Origin of the sequence: Paenibacillus lutimineralis, from assembly GCF_003991425.1 — a bacterium.
Classification (GTDB): Bacteria; Bacillota; Bacilli; order Paenibacillales; family Paenibacillaceae; genus Fontibacillus; species Fontibacillus lutimineralis.
The window spans coordinates 4837609-4858575 of the sequence record NZ_CP034346.1; the positions used below are offsets into that span (position 1 = coordinate 4837609).

The window sequence follows — 20967 nt, forward strand, 5'->3', positions numbered from 1 at the left end:
CTAGAATTTCCCCTTTCTTTCCTGGAAGTGAGTCGGTTTATTCCATGTCGATCCGCCGGCTTCAACCCATTCGGCCATCCAATCAATCATTTGCAGCAAGGATACCGTAGGGTAGCCGAAGCGCTGATGTGACTTTGAGGCATTGTTAAGTAGCGCCAACTCGGATTCCGTTCCTTCGAAGATCGCTTCCTTACCAAGCCGCTTGGCGAATTCCTCGGCAGCCCAGCGGATCGACATCGTCTCCGGCCCGGTGATGTTCATAATACTTGGCGGATTTGTGCATTCCGTCAGGCAACGCAGCGCCATCTGGTTGGCATCCCCCTGCCAGATCACGTTCGCATGCCCCATCGTCAGATTGATCGCCCGCTGCTCATGGACGGATTTGGCGATTTCGAGCAATACACCATAGCGCATATCAATCGCGTAATTCAAGCGATAGAACAACATCGGCGTTCCGTTCTTATGCGAATGGTATTCAAAAATGCGCTCCCTGCCCAAGGTCGATTGGGCATATTCACCGATCGGTTCTGGTGTGATCGATTCACTGGCGCCGCCGCTGCCGACCGGCATAAATGGATAGATGTTCCCCGAAGAGAATACGACGATACGCGAATCCCTATATTTCTCAGCCACTCTGCCTGGCAAATACGTATTCATCCCCCAGGTGAAATGCTCCCGGCCTGTAGTCCCAAATTTATTGCCGGCCATATAGATGATGTTGTCAGCATGGGGCAACTTCATCAGTTCTGCATCGTTCAGCAGGTCACAGGAAATGGTCTCAATTCCTGCATCCTCCAGCTCACGTCTTGCCTCTTCATTGGAGAATCGCGATACGCCGATGATGCGTTTGTTCAATCCGCCCTCTCGTACTGTGTTTTGGGCCAACCGGGCTAGACTAGGGCCCATTTTTCCGCCTACACCAAGAATCAGAATATCTCCTTCAATTGTAGATAAGTCCTTGACCAATGCCTCGGAGGGCTCAGCCAATTTTGCTTCCAATTCCTCAATTGTTCTCAAAGCAGTTTCCCCTTTCATCCGTGGATCTGTCTCCATCATAACGATAGGGGATATATAAAGACAAATCTTTAAATCGTCTTTAAATAGTTAAAAAATTTAAATCATAGCCTTATCCTTCAAGAATGAAAAGCGATAAATTTGCCGTGGTCGTCCCTTTGGCACCTTCTCCATTCCGGCAATATCAACTAGCCCGTTATCGATCCAGAGCAGCAGCAACCTGTGGGCACTTCTGACTGTAATATCAAGCAAAGCAGCAAGCTCATGTACCGTATATTCATATTTGCTGGATTTCGCCGTATAAGACAGCAGCTTGCTCAAATAAGCGCTAGTCATTCCCGCTTCCTCCGCTTGCTTGATTAAGCCAGAGTAAGTTGGGGGCAGCACAGTCTGTATGGGATCCGACATTTCCAGCGGCCCGATCAGCGTCTGATCTTCGCGGATAATGAAGCAAGTATTCCCGCCAGCTTCCCTCGATTTACGCAGCGCGGCCCGCGCGTTGGTTCCCGCTTCATTGGCCGAGGTTCCAAACCCCACTCCAAAGCTAAGGGAAATCCCAAAGGACTGGTTAGCATCCTTGGCCAGCGGAATCGTCTTGTAACCACCGGTTTCTCGCTCGAAGATGCCTCGCGTCGTAAAAAATAAATACTCATCGCCGCCGATCGGCGTCAGGTAGCCATCCAGCGACTCAACATAATCCAATACCATCCGGTGGATGTCGAGCTTCAGCTTCTGCACCTCATGCTCGCTGCCGCGCTTCATCACAAGCTTCCCGAACTCATCAACCTTGATCATGCCCACCACAATTTGCGATTCCTTCATCCGCCGTGATTCCGTAGACAGCAGCGCGCGCTCCAGGGTCACGCTCATATCCTGATCCGATGGAACCAGCCATTCATTGGCAGCACCAGCGGCGGATAACCTGCGGGCGACCGATTCTACCCCGGTAATCGCCAGAGAGCAGGTCCCGGCGTTCAGCTGCTGTTGGTGAAAAGCAAACAGCTTGTCCGCTGAAGCATGTGCAGGACCATTGTAGAGAACGATCCTCGTCTGCTCAATACCGAGATCCTGAAGAGCGTTCATGACCATCGTCTTGGTCAGTGAATCGATGGAGATGCCGCCATCCAGACGTCCGGTCTGCTGGGCTCGAAACAGCGTCCTGTACAGCCCTGCCCCGGTCAACGGAACATAGTGCACTGGAATCGTTACATTGACTTTCTCCTTCACCTTGCGGTGCGATTGAGCGCCGAACAGAATCAGCGCCTCCACCTCTGTCATCAGCAGCTCGGCAGCCGCGGGAATATCAACTTCGTCCTGCACGATCTTCACCACCGGCATAAACGTCGGGAACGCCTTGAGCACTTTTAGAAGCTTATCTACAACGGGCTGAATGCCAATAATACCAATCTTGATTTGCATGGATAAGGTTCCTCCTCTCTATGACTAAAATGAAAAGTCGAAGGGTTAAAACGCTGAGAACTGCTTTTCTGACTGTTGGAAAATGCTCCTGCAAATCCATTTCAATCTCTAACGAAACTACAGATCGTTATCCTTAAAAAACAGCGATAAATTAAATCTAACGAAACTACGGATCGTTATTTGGGAGAAAAACAGGCTTTTAGCCATTCATTTACTGCAATAGCGATACCCAGTTTCGTTACAATTTTTGCAGCTATTATCTAGCCTAAATAGCGATCCTCAGTTTCGTTAGAAATGGCTTTAGAAAACACTATTTGATTTGTTTATGAATTTTCCTTTTGAATTTTGGCCGGGTTGTTGATTTTATAGGCAACTGGGTGCTTGGTCAGCTTCTTAGCAACAATTTTGGCTTCAAAGCTAATCTTATCCCCGATGGCAAGCTCAAGCTTTTTAAGTGTCGCGCTGTGACTCGACCAGGCTTCTCCGATTTCGGTCTCTGGATCCAGAATTGCAACCGCCTCGTAGATAATTACTTCATCGTCCCGATCGGCAAAATGATTCGGCACCGTCGTGAAATCCTGCACTGTAGCCATCATTTTCACTTTGCCTTCAGGCAGTTCAATCTTCGACTTCTTCGCTTTCTTCACTTTTTCCTTTGGCGCATAATCGGGATCCGAAATATCAATGATAGGCGGTTCGACCGCCTCAGGAGACTTGGCAGCAGATTCAGCCGTTATTGTTTCCGTATTCTGAGCTGCCGCTGCAGTCATCACTGCTTCAGAACTCTCCATGGTCTCCTCTTCCACCTGTACTTCGTTAGAGATGGATGCTTCGTCGATCTTCAACACTGCATTTTCAGGATCAGCAGCACCCGTCTCATCTGCAACCGGCTTCTGTCCATAGCTCGCCGCCTGCATCTCCTTCAAGTAAGAAGGGTGAATGCAGTGCAATTGCTTATTTTCCAGTTCAATAACTGCGGTAATTTTATCTACCATTCCAACGATATTACAGGGAAGATTCTGGCCGTATCCTTTGTAATAGAACGCCTTTGTCTTCGTGGCTTTGCCGGATACTAGTCCCCATTCCTTGCATTGCTCCAACTGTGCCGTCTCGTCCTCGAAGGCGATATAGCTTAGCGGCTCGATCACAAATTCATATCCCATTGCTTCTCCACCTTTCATCATATAAGTGATTTTATTATTTATTTTTTAACCATTCACAAGCTAGTGATACAAGACGGCAGGAATAACTTCCGGTCATCCCGTACCTGCACCTATCTATTAGAAAGCTTCACATCGTAGTTCTTGCTCAGATCCAATGCCATCCGCCATTCACCCAGACCGTAATCAACGTTCCAAGCAGAACTGCCACATTCGCTGCGAAAAACATCAATCCGACCGCATGTGGGATATCTTCGCCACGAAGCTCACGAGTTTTCTCTCCCATATGAGCACGGAACGATACGACACCATGATAAGAATTCTCTCCGCCAAGCTGAATGCCTAGAGCTCCGGCTACCGCAGCTTCCGGGTAGCCGCTGTTTGGACTAGGATGCTTCGGAGCATCACGCCGTACAGCGCGGACAGCCCCCTTCACATCAAGCCTCATCATCCAAGCCCCAAGGAACAGCAGCAAGGCTGTTATACGCGCCGGAATATAATTCGCGACATCGTCCAGCCGGGCCGAGGCCCAACCCAGATCGATATATTTGTCGTTCTTGTAGCCGACCATCGAATCCAGCGTATTCACAGCCCGGTATGCGATAGCCAGCGGGGCGCCGCCGAGCAGGGCGAAGAACAGCGGCGACACGATCGCATCGACGATGTTCTCGGCGACCGTCTCGACGGCGCCGCGGGCGATCTCCGGCTCGTCGAGATGGCTCGTGTCGCGCCCGACGATCATGCCAAGCGATCGTCGGGCTGCCGGGAGGTCGCCCTTGCGCAGCTGGGCGCACACCTCCATCCCGGCGTCCCGCAAGCCCTTGGAAGCGATCGTCGTCCAGATGACGATCGCCTCCGCAGCTGCGGACAGCCACGGGCTCACCTGGGCCAGCAAATACAGCACGGCCCAGGTGAGAGCGAAGCTGCCGCCAACAACGGTCAGCGGCAGCAGCAGCCCCGCCACCCGGTAGTGGCGGGGCCTACATAGGCGGCGCAGCAGCGCCTCGACTACGGCGATCGCCTTCCCCATCCCGATGACCGGGTGGGGAAGCCATCTTGGATCGCCGAGCAGCCGGTCGAGTGCATACGCCGCCGGCAGCACCCACCACGCCGCCATCATCGACGCTCACCCGCTGCAGCGCACAGCGACTCGCCCACGGCGGCGTACACCAGGCGGCCTACCGTGCCGCCCAGATCGGTCGCGGTCCCGGCATAGGCATGCAGCAGCGGCCAATCGGCCCGCTGACTGGCGCCGAGCACGACCGCGTCTGTCGTGGTGCCGGTGGCCGCAAGTCCATTCTCGGCATCAAGCACGCCGAGGTCCTGCAGCGCTGCGGTCTTGGCCTCCGTCGCCGTGATGACGGCGTTCACCAGCGCTGCATCCGTCATCCTGCCGTCTACCGCTAGCAGGATGTTGATCGTCCCCGGCGTCCAAAGCGCCGGGAACGTCGTCCGCTGAACTCCCGCCCGTGCGGAGTTCGAAGCCCCCGCCGTTGCGCAGCAGAACACGGCGTAATCATTGGTGCGCTCCTCGGCAACCGCCGCGTAGCGCAGCCTCACCGCCGTCAGCAACCCGGCGGTCTCCTGCTCCGGTAAATCCCACTCCTGCAGCAATTGCCGAATATCATTCTCCGGCTCATCGCAGCGATAATGCTTGTCCACATATATATTCACGACTTGGCGAAGCTTGCGCATACCGCCTCCGTAGACAGCACTGCTAACTCCATGGAGCGAAGTCGGGGGCGTTAGCAACAAATGGCGCTCCTTCCGCAGCAGCTTCAGTCCCGGCCAAGCCTCCGATTCATAGAGCCCCTGCTCGACTCCATCTATAAATGGCAATGTCATCTTGTCTTCCCCCCCAGCACAACGCTCAATTCCGTGAGCAGTCTCCGGCTCTCATATTCTCCTTTGACTGCAATCCGGATATCGCGCTCACCAAGCCCTGCATACATCGCACAGCTACGAACCAGCACTCCGCGCTTTCCAAGCTCAGTTTGAACCTCAGCTGCTGTCCAGCCTTCAGGTAGACGGACAAGCATGAAGTTCGCCTCTCCTGGCCACGTTTCGCAGCCGAGCTCTTGCAAGGCAGCATGCAGCAGCTTACGTTGCTCCATAATGATGACAATGGTCGCCTGCTCATAGGCCTCATCCGCCTGTAGACACACCTCTCCGGCGGCCAGAGCCAACGAATTGACGCTCCAGGTTACCTGCTTGCCACGCATCCTAGCTGCAAGCTCCGGTGAAGCGATCGCAAAGCCAAGTCTTAGCCCAGGAATCGCATAAAATTTCGTCATCGAACGGATGAGTACAAGTTGGCTATACTTTGTCAGCTCTGGCAGCAGCGACTGTCTCTGCTGTTCGGGTATGAAGTCAACAAAAGCTTCGTCAACAATCAAATAAGTACCGCTCCGTTCGGCAATATCCGCAAATCTGCGTAGTTCATCAAGCGGATACTGCACGCCGTTCGGATTGTTGGGTTGTCCCAGAAATACAAGATCCGTCTCGATAATCAAGCGTTCAACGTCCTGTGGCTCCGCCCGAAAGGCTCTCTTCGCCGACCCGGACACTGAGCTGACCTGTGCGCCGAACTGTTCAGCCAGTGTCCGATACTCCGAGAAGCATGGCTCAATGATGCCCACCTTCGTTGGAGATAGGGCTAACAGGGCCAGTGCCATATTCTCCGCAGCGCCATTACCGATCACAAGACAGCCCGGTTCCACGGCATAACGCTGGCTTAACAAGGATACCAAGCGACGATGACCAGGATCCGGATACTTTACAATTTCCGGTAGAACCTCCTGCAATTTATCCAGTAAGCCGGGCGGCGGACCAAGCGGATTAATATTGGCGCTCAAATCCATCATCTGCCCCGGGGCAATTCCGTAACGTTCTGCGGCGGTCTGTAAATCTCCGCCATGTCCGTACACTTCCAGCAACATATTACTACTCTCTTCCTCTCTTTCAGAAAGGTTCAACAGGTTTGAACTGCTCTCAGGTATGATTAAATATGATTATACCATTATGAAGATATGCTCTGACTCTCGTCAATCGTCAGCCCTAAATAATTGCTGCTGTTTTTCACACTTATTCACTTCTAGACACAACACGCTTTATCACGTTTTACATACGGCAAGATGGCGTAACTCCTCCGGCCAACGGGTCGACGAAGGATTACATGCATTTTCCATGAATAAATGACAACGATACTTTGGTTTGACTTGCAATTGGTTTACAATAGAAGTGAATATACAAAGAATACATCTTACAGGCAATGGAGGCTGAATCATATGCTGTTTATTGATAATCAAGGAATTAACGATCCATCGATTAACCTCGCTATTGAAGAATATACATTAAGGCATCTTCCACTGGAGGACGACAGTTATTTGTTGTTCTATATCAATGCCCCATCGATCATCATCGGCAAGCATCAGAATACGATCGAAGAGATCAATCAGGAATACTGCAAGGAGAACGGAGTTCAAGTCGTTCGTCGTCTATCGGGAGGCGGTGCAGTCTATCATGATCTCGGCAACCTTAACTTCAGCTTCATTACGAAGGATGACGGTGATTCATTCCACAATTTCCGCAAATTCACACAGCCAGTTGTTGAAGCTCTGAAATCAATGGGCGTTAATGCCGAGCTGTCGGGACGGAACGATCTTCAGGTCGGGGAGCAGAAAATATCCGGCAATGCCCAATTCTCCACACGCGGACGGATGTTCAGCCACGGTACACTGATGTTCAACTCCAATTTGGATAATGTCCAAGCCTCCTTGAAGGCCAATCCAGAGAAATTTAAATCCAAGAGTACTAAATCGGTGCGCAGCCGTGTTGCCAATATTAGCGACTTCATGGATCACAAAATGACGATTGAGGAATTCCGTGCGGAATTGCTGCGTCATATTTTCGGAATGGAAGCAGATCAAGTGCCGCAATACAAATTGACTGAAGCCGATTGGGCAAAAATCAATGAAATTTCACAGCAGCGCTATAAGAACTGGGACTGGAACTATGGTCTGTCCCCAGCCAGCAATGTGAAGCATGCCAAGAAGTTCCCTGCAGGCATTATTGACCTGCGTATGGACATCGAAGAGGGGCATATTCGCAACATTAAAATCTACGGTGACTTCTTCGGCGTCGGAGATGTCGTTGATATCGAGGACAAGCTTAGAGGCATCCGCTACGAAGAAGGCGCGGTCCGTGAAGCACTTGCAGATATCGATGTAAAATACTATTTCGGCAACATCGACAAGGATGAATTTATCGGTCTGGTGTTCCTGGAAGAATAGTACCTGGAAAATATATTATTATGTATGCATCTGCCCAGACACGGGAGCTTTCTTCAAGCTTTCTTGTCCGGGCTTTTATTTTCAACTCGCGTCAATGCAACTCGTCAACAAAATTTGCACCCATGCTCCTCTGCATTTAACTCTCCAACCTTAAGCTTTCTCCATCCAATTAGTCGAACCGTGGCTTATCTACATTTCTTCTATAGCTATCTATTGGCCCTATCAAGATTCGATAGTCTCTCATATGATGCATTATCTTAACGAAAAGAGGTGAGCTATTATATGAGCTGCAAAACACAAGAATCGCTGCACGACAGGGCGCAGCGGCTCTTGAATCAAGAAGCTCTTATCGTATTAGGAGATGACCGCGAGCTCGAGGGCGTTATTTTATTTATGTCCAGCAGTTGTCTTGTGCTCCGCGTTTGCAGCGACGAAGTGCATCTCCGCGTAAAGATTCCATTCTGCAAAATCCGTGAGATTTTCCCTGGTGGTGGTGAATAATTAACGGATGTAGCAACGTTGCCAAACTGTGGATTCCTCCCTTTTCCACAAGGATTGTTGACACCGCCGTCAACTTCGCTCTGACATAGAAACAAGACTGTCCTCGCCCTAAGAGATCTGGGTTCAGGACAGTCTACATAACCGCAATCAGTAGGAGGTAAGCCCATGCGGACGATATCCTTTCGCTTATGCTCCCACATATAATTCCTTAATGATACGTTCAATCGGTAGAGCATTCAGCGCCATGTCCCGGATCGTATACCGCTCGTTCACGAAGGAAATGAACTTCTGAAGCAGCATAATACTCGTATCCAGCTCCAGTTCAGCTTCAGTAAGAGAATCTTGCTTCAGTACACTGACCCCTTCGATCGCCCGCCAATCTGGGGCCAGTTCTGTCGTGAGATGTACTGTCTTCTTCTCACCTAAAAATCCGCGCAGTGCCTGGATAGAATCATCAAATACGATCTCACCGTGGTTCACGACGATAACCCGTCGCGCCAATTGCTCAATATCCTCCAGATCATGCGTTGTCAGAATGAACGTCACACCGCGCCGATTCATCTCCAGCACAAATGAGCGAATTCTCTCCTTAGCGATCACATCCAGTCCGATCGTTGGCTCATCGAGGAAGACGACATCTGGGCGATGCAACATCGCCATAATGAACTCGCATTTCATCCTCTCTCCGAGAGACAACTGCCGGGTAGGCTTGCGAAACCAAGAACATACATTCCCGTAAATAGAAAAATTGATTATAGAGCGTGTTTAAAAAGTTAGACGAGGGGGACTTTTTAAACAACCTCTTATATTTCTTTTTTCTGGATTGGAATTGAATTATATAGTCTGAAAGGTACAATAGAGGTAGTCAAGCTATCGATAGATAAAGAAACCATCAAAGGAGAGGGAGCATGTACAAGCTGATTGCCATCGACATCGACGATACTCTAATCAACGACAGCAAGGAAGTCACCCCGGCCACCCAGCAGGCGCTGGAGCAAGCGATCGCTAAGGGGGTCATCGTTACGCTGGCCACCGGACGTGCCTACGCCTCGGCACAGGCGATTGCCCGCCAGATAGGAATGAATGTACCGATCATAACCTATCAGGGATCCCTAGTTAAAAACCTTCTCGATGAGAAGGTGCTATATGAACGCTATGTACCTATGGAAGCGGTCCGTAAGGTGTTCGATTACTGCATGCTGCATCATTTGCACTTGCAGACCTATATTGACGATAAGCTCTTCGCCCGGGAAGAGAATCAGAAGCTGATCGATTACACGACGCTGAACCGGACGGAGTATTATATTGAACCTGATGTTGCCAAGCTGGCTGCTCATCCAACGCCGAAGCTGCTCATCATTGATGATCCCGACTATTTAGATGAAATCGCTCCTCAGCTTCGCGAGTTGCTCGGCGAGGATGTGCATATTACAAAATCGAAGCCGAATTTCCTTGAAATTATGCATCACGAAGGTACGAAAGGCCATGCCCTAAAGTTCCTGGCTGCTCATTTTGGCTGCGATATGTCGCAGACGATTGCGATTGGTGATTCCTGGAATGACCATGAAATGCTGGAGGCCGCCGGTCTTGGTGTGGCGATGGGCAACGCGATTCCAGCCCTGAAGGAGCTCGCCGATTATGTAACGCTTAGCAATAATGAAGATGGAGTTAAAGCAGCCATCGACAAGTTCATACTACAACCGGAGTAATAATAACCCTCAGGTTAGTTTTCTGGCTAAAAGGGCCTGAAATCCACTTCTTCATGGATTTCAGGCCCTTTTCTCTTTGTCCCGATGTATCATCGGGCTCTAAACATCTAATCCTACCCTAGCGACACTCTCATTCCTGTGCTGGCAAAGGATGCACCCTTAGGCAGAGCATAATCCTTACGCTGATCGATATCATGAGACATATGTGTAAAGATCGTACGCTTTGGTTTAATTTCCTGCAGTAGACCCAGTGCCTCCGTTACATCATAGACAGACCGCGTAGAGAATTCGGCCAGCTCTTTATAGAAGCTTGTTCCAAGGATCAACAGATCAAGCCCTTGGAGCGGCGCTCTCTGCTCCGGCGGCAAATCGATGGAATCCGAGCAGTAAGCCCAGGCGTAGCCGGGCTTATCAAGCCGATAGGCATAGGAATAGCCATTCTTGCCGTGGTTTACTTTCCAGCCATATATCTTCCATCTAGCCAATACGATACCTTCATCCACAAAATGTATATCGAGATTCCGTTCCAGCCAAGGATATTGGCGTAGAATGATGTCCACGACTTCACGGGGAGCGTACATTTGCCCTCTTCTCCCCAGCCAGCGGCAGGCATCGGCCCATTCCGGCAATCCTCCGATATGGTCGAAGTGAGCGTGCGTAATCAGCATGTGCTCGATAAATCTCTGGCCACGCCGCTCCATGCTGACCCGGAAATCCGGACCACAATCGATCATGAATTGCTCCTCTGCCCCGCATTCTACTGCTACAGCAGAACGATACCTCCGGTTCTCTCCGCCGCTCCTTGCTTCCGTACATACTTCGCAATCGCAATACAGTCTTGGCACGCCCATCGCATCACCTGTACCAAGGAACACAAGTTGATCCATCCATGTCCTCTCCGTTCCATAATCAATTCTTTATCTATAAGAAGTTGTTCGAAAAGTCCGCTTTTAATAAGAAAACCGATCGAAGTAATTCAAGGATGAGCGACCGCGATCCAGAGGTAGTTTTTCTTGCGATATAGAATTTCATCAGCTACGCTGATAACGAATAAATTCTATATCTAACACGAAGTGAATCAGGTGGCCACTCGGCATCGAATCTTGAATTCAGCCGGGCCTAAGCAGATGCTTACGAAGTCATGTTTCCTGCGGAAACATCTCAGGTGCTCACGTACCCACTAGAAGCAAATGCTTACGAGGTCGTTTTCTACGAAAACGTGTAGCTCCGCTCCTCAGTCCCTAGCTTCATCCAACTTCTCGGTGCTGAAAACCGAACTTTTTGAACACGAACTATAAAAAACTGTCACTTTCTACATAAATTATACACTTTTATCTTCGCAGCCCGAAATGACAGAGTTATATCTATCGTCCATCATCCCGGCTCCCCCATAACATAAAGGACCTGGCATTTTCGCCAGGTCCTTTGCTTATTTTCATTCTGAAATGCCTATTAGTACAAGAAATCCAAAGACTATAATTGCGATTAAAATAGCGCCCCAAGCAGTATTGTTCGTCGTATCTTCCCCACGCTTTATTTTCTTAAAAAGACTAACTGTGTTCACATAAAGCAACGCGGCAAGGACTGGCAAGCCATATACGATGAGTCCCGCAATCATTGCATCACCTCGCCTATATCATAGCGCTCATCGGATTTAGCTTCAACGGATTCTCCACAATCCAGCTGCGCTCCTCATTGTATAGATAAGCGCGATGTACAAGAACGCGAATCTCCTGCCCAATTTCAAGTGTCTCCTTCTCCAGTGAGCGAAAGGTCGTTAGTACATTTCCTCCCACTTCAACGTCAACGAGCCATTCGCTTCCGCGGAAATGTACATGCTTCACAACTCCAACAGAAGTAGCAGACAGTAAGGTGAAATCCCGCTCACTGCCAATCTCGATATATTCCGGGCGGATTAAGGCCTTTGCTTGCGAACCCAATACCTCCGTCTCGAAGCCTCTCAGCTCGGACGGGTTATCAACCAACGTTGATTGGCCGATAAAGGAGGCGACAAACGGCGTCCTCGGCTCCCGGTAAATGTCCCATGGTGATCCTTTCTGCTCCAGTCGGCCTTCGCTAATGATCATAATCTCATCCGCGACCTCAATTGCCTCATCCTGGTCATGAGTGACGAAAATCGATGTAATGCCAACACGTTCAATCAACTCTCGCAGCCAGGACCTTAGCTCTTGGCGGATCTTCGCATCAATCGCAGCGAAGGGCTCATCAAGCAGCAGAAGCTGCGGCTCCGGTGCAAGCGCCCTGGCGAAGGCGACTCTTTGGCGTTGGCCGCCGGAGAGCTGATGCGGATAACGGCCCTCGAACCCTTTAAGCCCAGTTAGCTCTACCAGCTCCATCACTCGTTCTTTTATCGCACTCTTGGCCACTTTTTTGACCTGGAGTCCGAAGGCGATATTATCAAAAACCGTCATATGTTTGAACAGTGCATAGCTCTGGAATACGAAGCCGATTCCGCGCTCCTGTGGTGCAAGTTCATTCACGCGCTGTCCATGGAACAGAATCTCCCCTGAATCCGGCTGCTCCAGCCCGGCCAGCATGCGAAGAATCGAGGTCTTGCCCCCTCCGCTTGGTCCGAGCAATCCGATCAACTGTCCTTTTTCAATATCAAAGCTCACGTCTTTCACGGCATGGAAATTGCCAAAATGCTTATCCAGATTTCGTACTTCTATATGCATCGGAAGAGGCCACATCCTTTCATCAATTCCGGCAGCAGATGATTGAGTAAGACTGCCAGCTATGTAAGATCAACATTCCATAATTTCATATGTAATTACTTGGTTTTTTTCTTATTAAACACTTTATCAAACCGTCTAACCTCAGTCAACCAAATATTTCTAGTCTTCCCAGCATACTAAAAACCCGGAACAATAGCTTAAGGCAATAATATGGTGGAACAACTTCCACCATGTGGTATAATTCACTATAGGATTATTGTCCTAGGCTAACGGAAATAGTGGACGCTATTAGAGAAAAAGCGACTTTTAAAAAACTAACGGAAAAGAACAATCTTATAACAAGAAATTCTGCGAAAAAGGGCTGTTAACCAGCAATAGAGGTTCTCATTTCCGTTACAATTTCAACATGATCATCATTTGCAAAATAGCGACTGAGGCTTCCGTTAGATTTATCTAACGTAAAGGAGCATAGCAATGAACGATAATGTGGTGAATGAGGTTCTCCAAAAGCCCAGAAAATCCAGAGCAAAGAAAATTATAATCATCATTGCTGTAGTATTGATTGTACTGTTTATCGCCTTACTTACATTTATCCCCTATTCGATCATGCCAATGTTTCTGGGACAGCGATATGAGCAACAGCAGTTCAATTCTCTGGACTATGGCATTCCATCAGAGCGAATCACCCTTGTAACAGATGATTCTCTTCATCTCGCAGCATGGCGTACCCGCGCTGAAGACTCCAAAGGTACTATTATTATTTTATCCGGAATACAGAACCCTTCTGTTACTGCCTTTTTTGGATATTCGAAAATGTTTGCTGACCATGGCTGGGATTCACTGCTGATTGAAATGCGTGCCCGAGGTGAAAGTGAAGGGAAAGAAATCGGCCTGGGGATGACCGAATGGCGGGATGTAAAGGCTGGGGTCGACTTTATTAGAGCAGATAAAGAAGTAAAAGAACTGCCCGTTGTCGCATTGGGGACATCCATGGGAGGCAGCACAGTGATCAACGCCGCAGAAGAGCTGCCGGAAGTGAATGGTGTTATATCGATCTCTGCATTTTCTTCATGGGCGGATGCGTTCATCTCCAATATGGAGATGTCCGGGATGCCCAAAGCGATAGGTATTATGGATATTCCTTTTATTAATACATATCTTGGATTCCACTTTGGCTTCGATGCACTGAAGTATTCTCCCGAGAAGAGTATCACGAAATTGGGGGAGCGCCCGATCCTTATGATGCATTCGACTGGGGACACACAAATCCCCTACGAACAGTTCGAGAAGCTGCTTAATAAGGCGAAAAAACATCATATAGACGTAACGACCTTTATCCGTCAAGGCAACGAACACTTTGTCTGTTATGAACAATACTCAGAGGACCCCTCTCAAGACATTGAGTTTAGCCAAGCCATTCTTGATTTTTTGGCTGTTAAATTCCCTTAGGGGTACAGCCAACAAAACGCGGAAAACGTACGCTAAGCGAAATTTTATTCACACAAGCCGAATTCCGTACGCTAAGGAAATCCGGCTTGTTTTGTGTGTTCTATTGAAATAGAACACCGTAGAGAGCCGTCAGAGAGTGCGTAAACGGCGGAGCGAACCCTTGACGAGCGTTCCTACTACTGACCCTAGAAAAGCTTTCCCGTACAAAAAGACGCTGTAACCTTAAGGGTTACAGCGTCTTCCGATTTTTAGTTTTTTTATGCAAAAACCTAGGGGACTAGCATTAATATATTTTACTTTAATTTATTATATCAGTACTGTCTACGTACCAATTAGAATCATCATTTAGCAAATGTATGACAACATATCTACTATCTGACTTTTCCCAGTAAACCAAGGCTTCTGAGTTATTAGGACTTATTAAAATAGCAGACATATAGTCACCTACATCGAGATTACTAGTTCTTTCTTCACTATAAAAAGCATTTAGAAAAGAAGAACGTTCCTGCCTAGAAAGGTTGGATAGTTTCTCATGAAGTTGGGCTGTATTCATTAATGTCCATTCTGAAAAAGATTCATTATTAAGTGATATGATTTCGCGCCCTTTTTCCCATGATTGAACTAGCTTATTTTCGGTCATCTCTTCTTCTAATATTTGTTTTTTACTATCTCTAGAAGAAGAAAGATAATAAGTTTTTTCTCCAGCGTCAGTATAGTCACTACCATCAGAATAATATTTACCTATTCTTCCTGACCATGTCATCTTGTATGAACCTGATGTTGTGTGAACTCCACTTGTGATGAGAGCATGAGCGTATCTGTCGAGATAATAATTATCTGATTCACCGTATTTAGAACCAAGATAAGTACCATCCCTATATAATTCAAAATACGCACTAATGGGACCTGCTACAAATTTATACCCAGCAAATGTAGAAGTTCCACCTTCTAAGGACGATCCCATTTGATACAAACTAGGAGAAAAACTCCCTCTATCCCCTGATGCAAAAACAGATGAGGATGTTACAGATGAAAATAAAACAAAACACAATAACAGTACTCCTCCAAGGCTAAAAGAAATAATTTTTTTCACAAAAACCACCCTCTCTTCCTTTTGTTTATTATTGTATCTATCATAAATTATGGTATCATATGGTATCATATGGTATCACAACTAATATATAGTTCCTTAGTATTATTTTGACGATTATTGTCCAACGATGTTTTCAGAGTTTAATAGAGTTAGATAGGGTTCTAAGGCGTCGGAAAAACGTACGCTAAGCGAAACTTTATTCACACAAGCCAGGAATTCCGTACGCTAAGGAAATCCGGCTTGTTTTGTGCGTTCTATGGCAGATCAACTTTTAAACCGGTATTGCTTCTCTACTTCCTCTCGTTATGGTTAGTGATGATCTTGAAATAGTCTATGGTTTACAAGTACTCAATTCTCAAGTCACCAAAATACAATTAAAAAGAATATTAGATGACAGATAGCACCATAAATGGACATCACGATAAAAAGCTCATCTTCCTTAGCGTACGGAAAATCGGCCTTTTACTAATTCCAGAAAGCTTAGCGTACGCTTTCAGCGTTTTATTGGCGGTCCCCCCCTTAGCAACCTCTACGATGATAAGTGTGTTCAATAAGGTCGATTTTCAGTACCTAAGAAAATAAATAACTCAACAAGAGTCACAGCTTACGCTATGGCTTACCAAATATCCGATGAGGAGTGAGCCATATGCTATACAGAATGGAGTTATCCACGGTCAAGCGGGATGAAATGCGTGATATTACAAGAGAAGTTACGGCATTTGTACATAAAAGCGGAGTTAAGCATGGTCATGTCATCGTCTATTGTCCGCACACGACCGCAGGAATTACGATTAATGAGAATGCAGATCCGGACGTCAAGCATGATGTATTAATGAGGCTGAATGAGGTATACCCTTGGGAACATCCACAATACCGTCATGCGGAAGGTAATACGGCTGCTCACCTGAAGGCGATCACTACTGGTACTTCCCAGACAGTAATCATTGAGGATGGTGAACTGCTGCTCGGACGCTGGCAAGGCATCTACTTCTGTGAATTCGACGGTCCACGTCAGCGCCGTTGTTACGTTAAAATACATGAAGACTGAAACTGAGACACATAAAGGGCCTGCATTCCTTATCGGGAATCCCAGGCCCTTATTCTTTGAAATAAGCATACATGTATGAAATAACTCCAGCAATGTATAACAATCGCATCATTACCCTATTTAATTAATGCAATACAGAAGTACAGCGATGATAGTGTAAATGGATAAAGTCCAGTTGGAAAACAAAAACGCCCTATGACGTTAAACGGTAAATGCTCTGACTTAACATTTTGACATGGCCGACTGCAGCGGGCATGATTTCATCAAAGGTAAGACGGTCCTGGATGTAGAACGAAATAAACCCGTGTATTCCCAAAAACATACTAAGCGGAAAGGAAGGATTCTGCTGCAGCGGATGCTGCTCTTCCTTCAAGAAACGCTGCACAATTGTCTTGAACTTATCGAAGCACTTGGACTGTTCTGCACGGCAATAGGACAATATCTCCTCATCACGGAGCATGAACATAATCTCGTATTGATGCGGATGGTCGAGACCAAATTTAATGAACTCCAGCATCAGTTCCTCGGTCTTCGTGAGTCCATCCACCACCGGATGCTTCGTCACCTGCTCACAGAGCAGGGTCAAATGATTGAAGTCCTGCACCACAATCGCATAGAACAGCTCCGCCTTCTCTTTGAAATGATAATAGAGTGAACCGTGGCTGTATCCCAAATGCTGCCCAATGCTCCGCATGGAAATGCCCCGATAACCTTTCGTAATGAACAAATGTCTCGCGGCATCCATAATTCTTTCCCTTGATAATTCCTGCTCTACTGCTCTTCTTGCCATAGGCATTATTCCCCTTCAATAAAATAAACCTTGTCACCCGCCATCATCTCTGCCTGCCCTTGAGTTATATCCGTCATCCAGTTGATAAATTGCTTCGCTTCGTCTACGAGCGGTAAGCAGTGCAATGTGACTTTATCAGTAAATTCGGTCTGCCCCATGCGGATTCCACGATTGTGAAGCTCGTTCTCCGCTTTGCCAAGCCAAGTATAATCAAGCTCGACGAGGACTTCCTGATGCAGTACCCGAGTAATCCCCTCTCCCGCTTCAATGGCTGCTACGGCACCATCTGTATAAGCTCGGATCAGGCCGCCAGCCCCAAGCAGAATACCGCCAAAATAACGTGTTACGACGATCGCCACATTTTTTAATTTCTGATTCTTAATGACTTCCAGTATCGGCTTGCCTGCCGTTCCGCTCGGTTCCCCATCATCGGATTGCTTCTGGATCTCATCTCTCTCGCCGATCATATAAGCCGAGCAATTATGGGTAGCGTTCCAATGCTTCTTCTTGATCTCTTCAATAAAAGCGACCGCTTCCTCCTCGCTCTCTACCGGCTTGATATGGCCAATAAACCGGGATTTGCGAATGACGATTTCCTTCTCGCCTGCTTGCCTAACTGTTCTGTAACGTTCCAACATTGATATCCTCATCCTTATGAATGTGCCAAAAAGCAGCCCATCCGGTTTTTCCCGAAAAGAACTGCTTTCTGGCGTTTTGTCCTCTGGTGATTAACTCGTCGTAATATTATTCGGACAGTCTTGCTTCCAGAGCTGCTTTTTCTTTCTCATAGCCCGGCTTGCCAAGAAGCGCGAACATATTTTTCTTGTAAGCTTCAACGCCTGGCTGATCGAATGGATTTACGCCTGACAGGTAACCGCTGATGCCGCAAGCTTTTTCAAAGAAGTATACGAGGTAACCGAAAGAATATGGAGTCATATCCTCTACATTAACGACCAGGTTAGGTACTTGGCCATCCGTATGGGCGAGCAAGGTTCCTTGGAACGCCTTCTTGTTCACGAAGTCCATCGTCTTGCCTGCGAGGAAGTTCAATCCATCAAGATCATCCGGATCGGATTCGATCGTAATATGACTTGATACTTCAGTCACTTGAATAACCGTCTCAAAGATGTTGCGGTTGCCCTCTTGAATGAATTGACCCATGGAGTGCAGATCTGTAGAGAAATCGACAGCCGCTGGGAAGATGCCTTTATAATCTTTACCTTCGCTCTCGCCGTAGAGCTGCTTCCACCACTCGGATACGTAGTGCAGGGACGGCTCGTAGTTTACGAGAATTTCGGTTACTTTGCCTTTGCGATACAATGCATTACGCACTGCAGCGTATTGGTAGCTCTCATTCTCAGCTACGTTCGGATTGCTGTATTCCTTAGCTGCGTCAGCTGCGCCTTGCATCATCGCATCAATGTCGATGCCAGCAACGGCAATCGGAAGCAGGCCAACCGGAGTAAGCACGGAATAACGGCCACCTACATCATCTGGAATAACAAAGGATTCATAGCCTTCTTCGTTCGAGAGCTTCTTGAGCGCGCCCTTCTCGCGATCTGTTGTTGCATAGATGCGCTTGCGAGCTTCTTCCTTGCCGTATTTCTTCTCCAGTGCTGCGCGGAAAATACGGAAAGCAATCGCTGGCTCTGTCGTCGTACCGGATTTGGAGATGACGTTCACGGAGAAATCCTTGCCATCGATCAGGTCAAGCAAGTGATTCACATAAGTGGAGCTGATATTGTTACCTGCAAAATAAATTTCAGGAGTTTTGCGTTTATCTTTAGGAAGTAGGTTGTAGAAAGAATGCGACAAAGATTCAATTGCGGCGCGTGCGCCGAGATAAGAACCACCGATGCCGATTACGATCAATACTTCGGAATCATTTTGAATTTTAGCAGCCGCCTTCTTAATGCGGGCAAATTCCTCTTTATCATATTCGGTAGGCAGGTTAATCCAGCCAAGATAGTCAGAGCCTGCACCTGTACCCTTATGTAGCTGATCATGAGCAAGACGAATCGGCTCAGCGAAATAATCAATCTCATGTTGTCCTACGAATTCCAGAGCGTTACTGTAATCGAACGTTACTTTTTTACTCATCTGAAACAAACCTCCATCTGTATATTTATCGCACTGCCTATCCACAAGAGGTAATGGTTACATTAAACCTCTTAAATAAAAATGACAACCTCTTAAATAGAAGTTCAAAAAGATCGAATTTCAGCACCGAGAAGGTTGGATGAAGCTAGGGCCTGAGGAGCAGAGCGTACGTAGTTGGTACGTGAGCACCTAAGATGTTTCCGCATGAAACATGACTTCGTAAGCATCTGCTTAGGCCCGGCTGAATTCAAGATTCGATGCCGAATAGCTTCCTGATTCACTTCGTGATAGATATAGAGTTTATTCGTTATCAGCATGGCTGATGAAACTCTATATCGCAAGAAAACCTACCTTTGCATCGCGGTCGCTCAGCCTTGAATGTCTTCGATCGGTTTTCTTATCAAAAGTGGACTTTTTGAACAACTACTAAAACAACTTAAAAATAGGATACTGTAAAACCTGTATGAACACAAGGGCACAATATGCACCCTTCCTGCCAACATGTTAAAATACAAATATGTTTGCAGATACTTAAAAAGAGGTGGACAATCATGAAAAAGATAGGATTTATCGGCCTGGGTACAATGGGTGCGCCAATGGCTGCAAACTTGCTCAAAGCAGGCTATGAAGTCACAGTGTATAACCGCACTGCTTCAAAGTGCGCTCCTCTCGTTAATCAAGGTGCCAAGCAGGCTGCATCTCCCAAGGAAGCAGCGGCATCCAACGATATCGTCATTACAATGGTAAGCAATGACCAATCGATAGAAGCCGTATACGATGGTTCCGAGGGTGTTCTCTCTGGGCTCAAGTCCGGCGCAATCGTGATCGATTGCAGCACGATCTCCCCTGCGCTTGTGAAGCAGACCGCAGCGAAGGTTCAAGAGCGTGAAGGAAGCTTCCTTGACGCTCCTGTAACCGGAAGCTCTCCAGCCGCCATCGACGGGACGCTCGTCTTCATGATAGGTGGGAATGCTGACACCCTGGAGAAAAGCCGTGACCTCTTCGAAGTCATGGGTAAGAAGATCCTGTACATGGGACCAAACGGCAGCGGTGCCGTAGCCAAGATCGCTCACAATACAATCGTTGGCATCAACAACCTGGCACTTGCCGAAGGCTTCGCCATCGCCGCCAAATCGGGTTTACCTGTGGACAGCTTCCTCGAACTAGTGCAGCTAGGTTCAGCAGGGAGCAAAGCGGCCGAACTCAAAGGCCGTAAAATCATCGAGCATGATTTCACGAACCAGTTCTCGTTGGCGCTTATGCTGAAAGATTTGAAGCTGGCCTCGTCCCTGACAGACAATTCCGGCATTCCTGCCCCAATGCTGAACCTGGCCAAGAGCCTGTTCCAGGCTGGTCAGACCGAAGGTTATGGCGATGAGGATTTATCCTCCGTTGTGAAAATTTACGAAGCCTGGATCGGCCAGAAGATCGGTGACAAGCAGTCCTGATCCAATTTCCGTTCTATTCCTACCCAATCATCATTGTCAAAAAGGCAGGTTCAGCGTTAGCTGTTCCTGCCTTTCATTTATTTACTTGCTCTCACAAGCCGCCCTAAAATCGTATTTTGTACATATGTCTATAACCTGCCCTATATGAAAAAGATCAGTCGATCCGATTTGCTATTTTTACAGATAAAAAAATGCCTTAAAATACAAAGTCGGTTTTGCGGCTGCAAGTTTTTACGTCTGTATTTGAT

Annotated in this window: 19 protein-coding genes; 6 read left to right on the forward strand and 13 right to left on the reverse strand. The window is 47.6% G+C overall.

Going from position 1 to position 20967, the window contains the following annotated elements; translation table 11 throughout:
• The 6 genes from EI981_RS21595 to cobD form a co-directional block, all read right to left on the reverse strand.
• Complete coding sequence (locus EI981_RS21595) at positions 1-1017, reverse strand: NAD-dependent epimerase/dehydratase family protein (RefSeq protein ID WP_127001758.1); 1017 nt, start codon at positions 1015-1017, stop codon at positions 1-3.
• A 96-nt stretch (positions 1018-1113) separates the two neighbouring features.
• Entirely contained in the window at positions 1114-2433 is a 1320-nt protein-coding gene (locus tag EI981_RS21600) for a hypothetical protein (RefSeq protein ID WP_127001760.1), read from the reverse strand.
• A 323-nt stretch (positions 2434-2756) separates the two neighbouring features.
• Complete coding sequence (locus EI981_RS21605) at positions 2757-3596, reverse strand: hypothetical protein (protein WP_127001762.1); 840 nt, start codon at positions 3594-3596, stop codon at positions 2757-2759.
• 145 nt (positions 3597-3741) lie between these two features.
• The gene (cbiB, locus tag EI981_RS21610; protein WP_127004877.1) at positions 3742-4710 is read right to left on the reverse strand and encodes an adenosylcobinamide-phosphate synthase CbiB; all 969 of its coding nucleotides are present in this window, start codon (positions 4708-4710) and stop codon (positions 3742-3744) included.
• Positions 4710-5288 (reverse strand): adenosylcobinamide amidohydrolase, encoded by a 579-nt coding sequence (locus tag EI981_RS21615; protein WP_237172634.1) that lies wholly within the window; start codon positions 5286-5288, stop codon positions 4710-4712. Before EI981_RS21615 ends, cbiB begins: the two co-directional genes overlap by 1 nt.
• Positions 5289-5434: 146 nt before the next feature.
• A complete protein-coding gene (gene cobD / locus EI981_RS21620; protein ID WP_193556395.1) occupies positions 5435-6532 on the reverse strand; it encodes a threonine-phosphate decarboxylase CobD in 1098 nt (365 codons plus the stop codon).
• A 348-nt stretch (positions 6533-6880) separates the two neighbouring features.
• Between cobD and EI981_RS21625 the strand changes: the two genes are divergently transcribed.
• Both EI981_RS21625 and EI981_RS21630 read left to right on the forward strand, forming a co-directional pair.
• Positions 6881-7885 (forward strand): lipoate--protein ligase, encoded by a 1005-nt coding sequence (locus EI981_RS21625; RefSeq protein WP_127001766.1) that lies wholly within the window; start codon positions 6881-6883, stop codon positions 7883-7885.
• 282 nt (positions 7886-8167) lie between these two features.
• On the forward strand, positions 8168-8386 hold the full coding sequence (locus EI981_RS21630) for a hypothetical protein (protein WP_127001768.1): 219 nt from the start codon (positions 8168-8170) through the stop codon (positions 8384-8386).
• A gap of 186 nt (positions 8387-8572) precedes the next feature.
• Here EI981_RS21630 and EI981_RS21635 read toward each other — a convergent pair whose 3' ends face one another.
• Complete coding sequence (locus EI981_RS21635) at positions 8573-9064, reverse strand: AAA family ATPase (protein ID WP_127001770.1); 492 nt, start codon at positions 9062-9064, stop codon at positions 8573-8575.
• Positions 9065-9294: 230 nt separating this feature from the next.
• Here EI981_RS21635 and EI981_RS21640 point away from each other — a divergent pair, with 230 nt between their 5' ends.
• The gene (locus tag EI981_RS21640) at positions 9295-10095 is read left to right on the forward strand and encodes a Cof-type HAD-IIB family hydrolase (RefSeq protein WP_127001772.1); all 801 of its coding nucleotides are present in this window, start codon (positions 9295-9297) and stop codon (positions 10093-10095) included.
• 113 nt (positions 10096-10208) lie between these two features.
• Here EI981_RS21640 and EI981_RS21645 read toward each other — a convergent pair whose 3' ends face one another.
• Both EI981_RS21645 and EI981_RS21650 read right to left on the reverse strand, forming a co-directional pair.
• Complete coding sequence (locus EI981_RS21645) at positions 10209-10982, reverse strand: MBL fold metallo-hydrolase (protein ID WP_127001774.1); 774 nt, start codon at positions 10980-10982, stop codon at positions 10209-10211.
• A gap of 744 nt (positions 10983-11726) precedes the next feature.
• Positions 11727-12791 carry a sulfate/molybdate ABC transporter ATP-binding protein gene (locus EI981_RS21650; protein WP_127001776.1) on the reverse strand — a complete coding sequence of 355 codons (1065 nt, stop codon included), beginning with the start codon at positions 12789-12791 and terminating at the stop codon, positions 11727-11729.
• A gap of 474 nt (positions 12792-13265) precedes the next feature.
• Between EI981_RS21650 and EI981_RS21655 the strand changes: the two genes are divergently transcribed.
• Positions 13266-14240 carry an alpha/beta hydrolase gene (locus EI981_RS21655; RefSeq protein WP_127001778.1) on the forward strand — a complete coding sequence of 325 codons (975 nt, stop codon included), beginning with the start codon at positions 13266-13268 and terminating at the stop codon, positions 14238-14240.
• 298 nt (positions 14241-14538) lie between these two features.
• Here the strand turns inward: EI981_RS21655 and EI981_RS21660 are convergent, their stop codons facing one another.
• Positions 14539-15333 (reverse strand): hypothetical protein, encoded by a 795-nt coding sequence (locus EI981_RS21660; RefSeq protein WP_127001780.1) that lies wholly within the window; start codon positions 15331-15333, stop codon positions 14539-14541.
• Positions 15334-15979: 646 nt separating this feature from the next.
• On the opposite strand from EI981_RS21660, the gene EI981_RS21665 reads away from it, so the two are divergent.
• Positions 15980-16381 carry a secondary thiamine-phosphate synthase enzyme YjbQ gene (locus EI981_RS21665; RefSeq protein WP_127001782.1) on the forward strand — a complete coding sequence of 134 codons (402 nt, stop codon included), beginning with the start codon at positions 15980-15982 and terminating at the stop codon, positions 16379-16381.
• Positions 16382-16574: 193 nt separating this feature from the next.
• Here EI981_RS21665 and EI981_RS21670 read toward each other — a convergent pair whose 3' ends face one another.
• From EI981_RS21670 to EI981_RS21680, 3 genes are all read right to left on the reverse strand, one after another.
• On the reverse strand, positions 16575-17171 hold the full coding sequence (locus tag EI981_RS21670) for a TetR/AcrR family transcriptional regulator (RefSeq protein ID WP_127001784.1): 597 nt from the start codon (positions 17169-17171) through the stop codon (positions 16575-16577).
• Positions 17172-17176: 5 nt separating this feature from the next.
• Positions 17177-17809 carry a YigZ family protein gene (locus EI981_RS21675; protein WP_127001786.1) on the reverse strand — a complete coding sequence of 211 codons (633 nt, stop codon included), beginning with the start codon at positions 17807-17809 and terminating at the stop codon, positions 17177-17179.
• 106 nt (positions 17810-17915) lie between these two features.
• The gene (locus EI981_RS21680) at positions 17916-19271 is read right to left on the reverse strand and encodes a glucose-6-phosphate isomerase (RefSeq protein WP_127001788.1); all 1356 of its coding nucleotides are present in this window, start codon (positions 19269-19271) and stop codon (positions 17916-17918) included.
• A gap of 551 nt (positions 19272-19822) precedes the next feature.
• On the opposite strand from EI981_RS21680, the gene EI981_RS21685 reads away from it, so the two are divergent.
• Entirely contained in the window at positions 19823-20719 is an 897-nt protein-coding gene (locus tag EI981_RS21685) for an NAD(P)-dependent oxidoreductase (protein WP_127001790.1), read from the forward strand.
• Positions 20720-20967: the final 248 nt, after the last annotated feature.

Coding starts and splice junctions, on each gene's coding strand:
- EI981_RS21600 (WP_127001760.1), bottom strand. CDS start 2,433: ATGCAAATCAAGATTGGTATTATTGGCATTCAGCCCGTTGTAGATAAG.
- EI981_RS21605 (WP_127001762.1), bottom strand. CDS start 3,596: ATGGGATATGAATTTGTGATCGAGCCGCTAAGCTATATCGCCTTCGAG.
- cbiB (WP_127004877.1), bottom strand. CDS start 4,710: ATGGCGGCGTGGTGGGTGCTGCCGGCGGCGTATGCACTCGACCGGCTG.
- EI981_RS21615 (WP_237172634.1), bottom strand. CDS start 5,288: ATGCGCAAGCTTCGCCAAGTCGTGAATATATATGTGGACAAGCATTAT.
- cobD (WP_193556395.1), bottom strand. CDS start 6,532: ATGTTGCTGGAAGTGTACGGACATGGCGGAGATTTACAGACCGCCGCA.
- EI981_RS21625 (WP_127001766.1), top strand. CDS start 6,881: ATGCTGTTTATTGATAATCAAGGAATTAACGATCCATCGATTAACCTC.
- EI981_RS21630 (WP_127001768.1), top strand. CDS start 8,168: ATGAGCTGCAAAACACAAGAATCGCTGCACGACAGGGCGCAGCGGCTC.
- EI981_RS21635 (WP_127001770.1), bottom strand. CDS start 9,064: ATGAAATGCGAGTTCATTATGGCGATGTTGCATCGCCCAGATGTCGTC.
- EI981_RS21640 (WP_127001772.1), top strand. CDS start 9,295: ATGTACAAGCTGATTGCCATCGACATCGACGATACTCTAATCAACGAC.
- EI981_RS21645 (WP_127001774.1), bottom strand. CDS start 10,982: ATGGATCAACTTGTGTTCCTTGGTACAGGTGATGCGATGGGCGTGCCA.
- EI981_RS21650 (WP_127001776.1), bottom strand. CDS start 12,791: ATGCATATAGAAGTACGAAATCTGGATAAGCATTTTGGCAATTTCCAT.
- EI981_RS21655 (WP_127001778.1), top strand. CDS start 13,266: ATGAACGATAATGTGGTGAATGAGGTTCTCCAAAAGCCCAGAAAATCC.
- EI981_RS21665 (WP_127001782.1), top strand. CDS start 15,980: ATGCTATACAGAATGGAGTTATCCACGGTCAAGCGGGATGAAATGCGT.
- EI981_RS21670 (WP_127001784.1), bottom strand. CDS start 17,171: ATGGCAAGAAGAGCAGTAGAGCAGGAATTATCAAGGGAAAGAATTATG.
- EI981_RS21675 (WP_127001786.1), bottom strand. CDS start 17,809: ATGTTGGAACGTTACAGAACAGTTAGGCAAGCAGGCGAGAAGGAAATC.
- EI981_RS21680 (WP_127001788.1), bottom strand. CDS start 19,271: ATGAGTAAAAAAGTAACGTTCGATTACAGTAACGCTCTGGAATTCGTA.
- EI981_RS21685 (WP_127001790.1), top strand. CDS start 19,823: ATGAAAAAGATAGGATTTATCGGCCTGGGTACAATGGGTGCGCCAATG.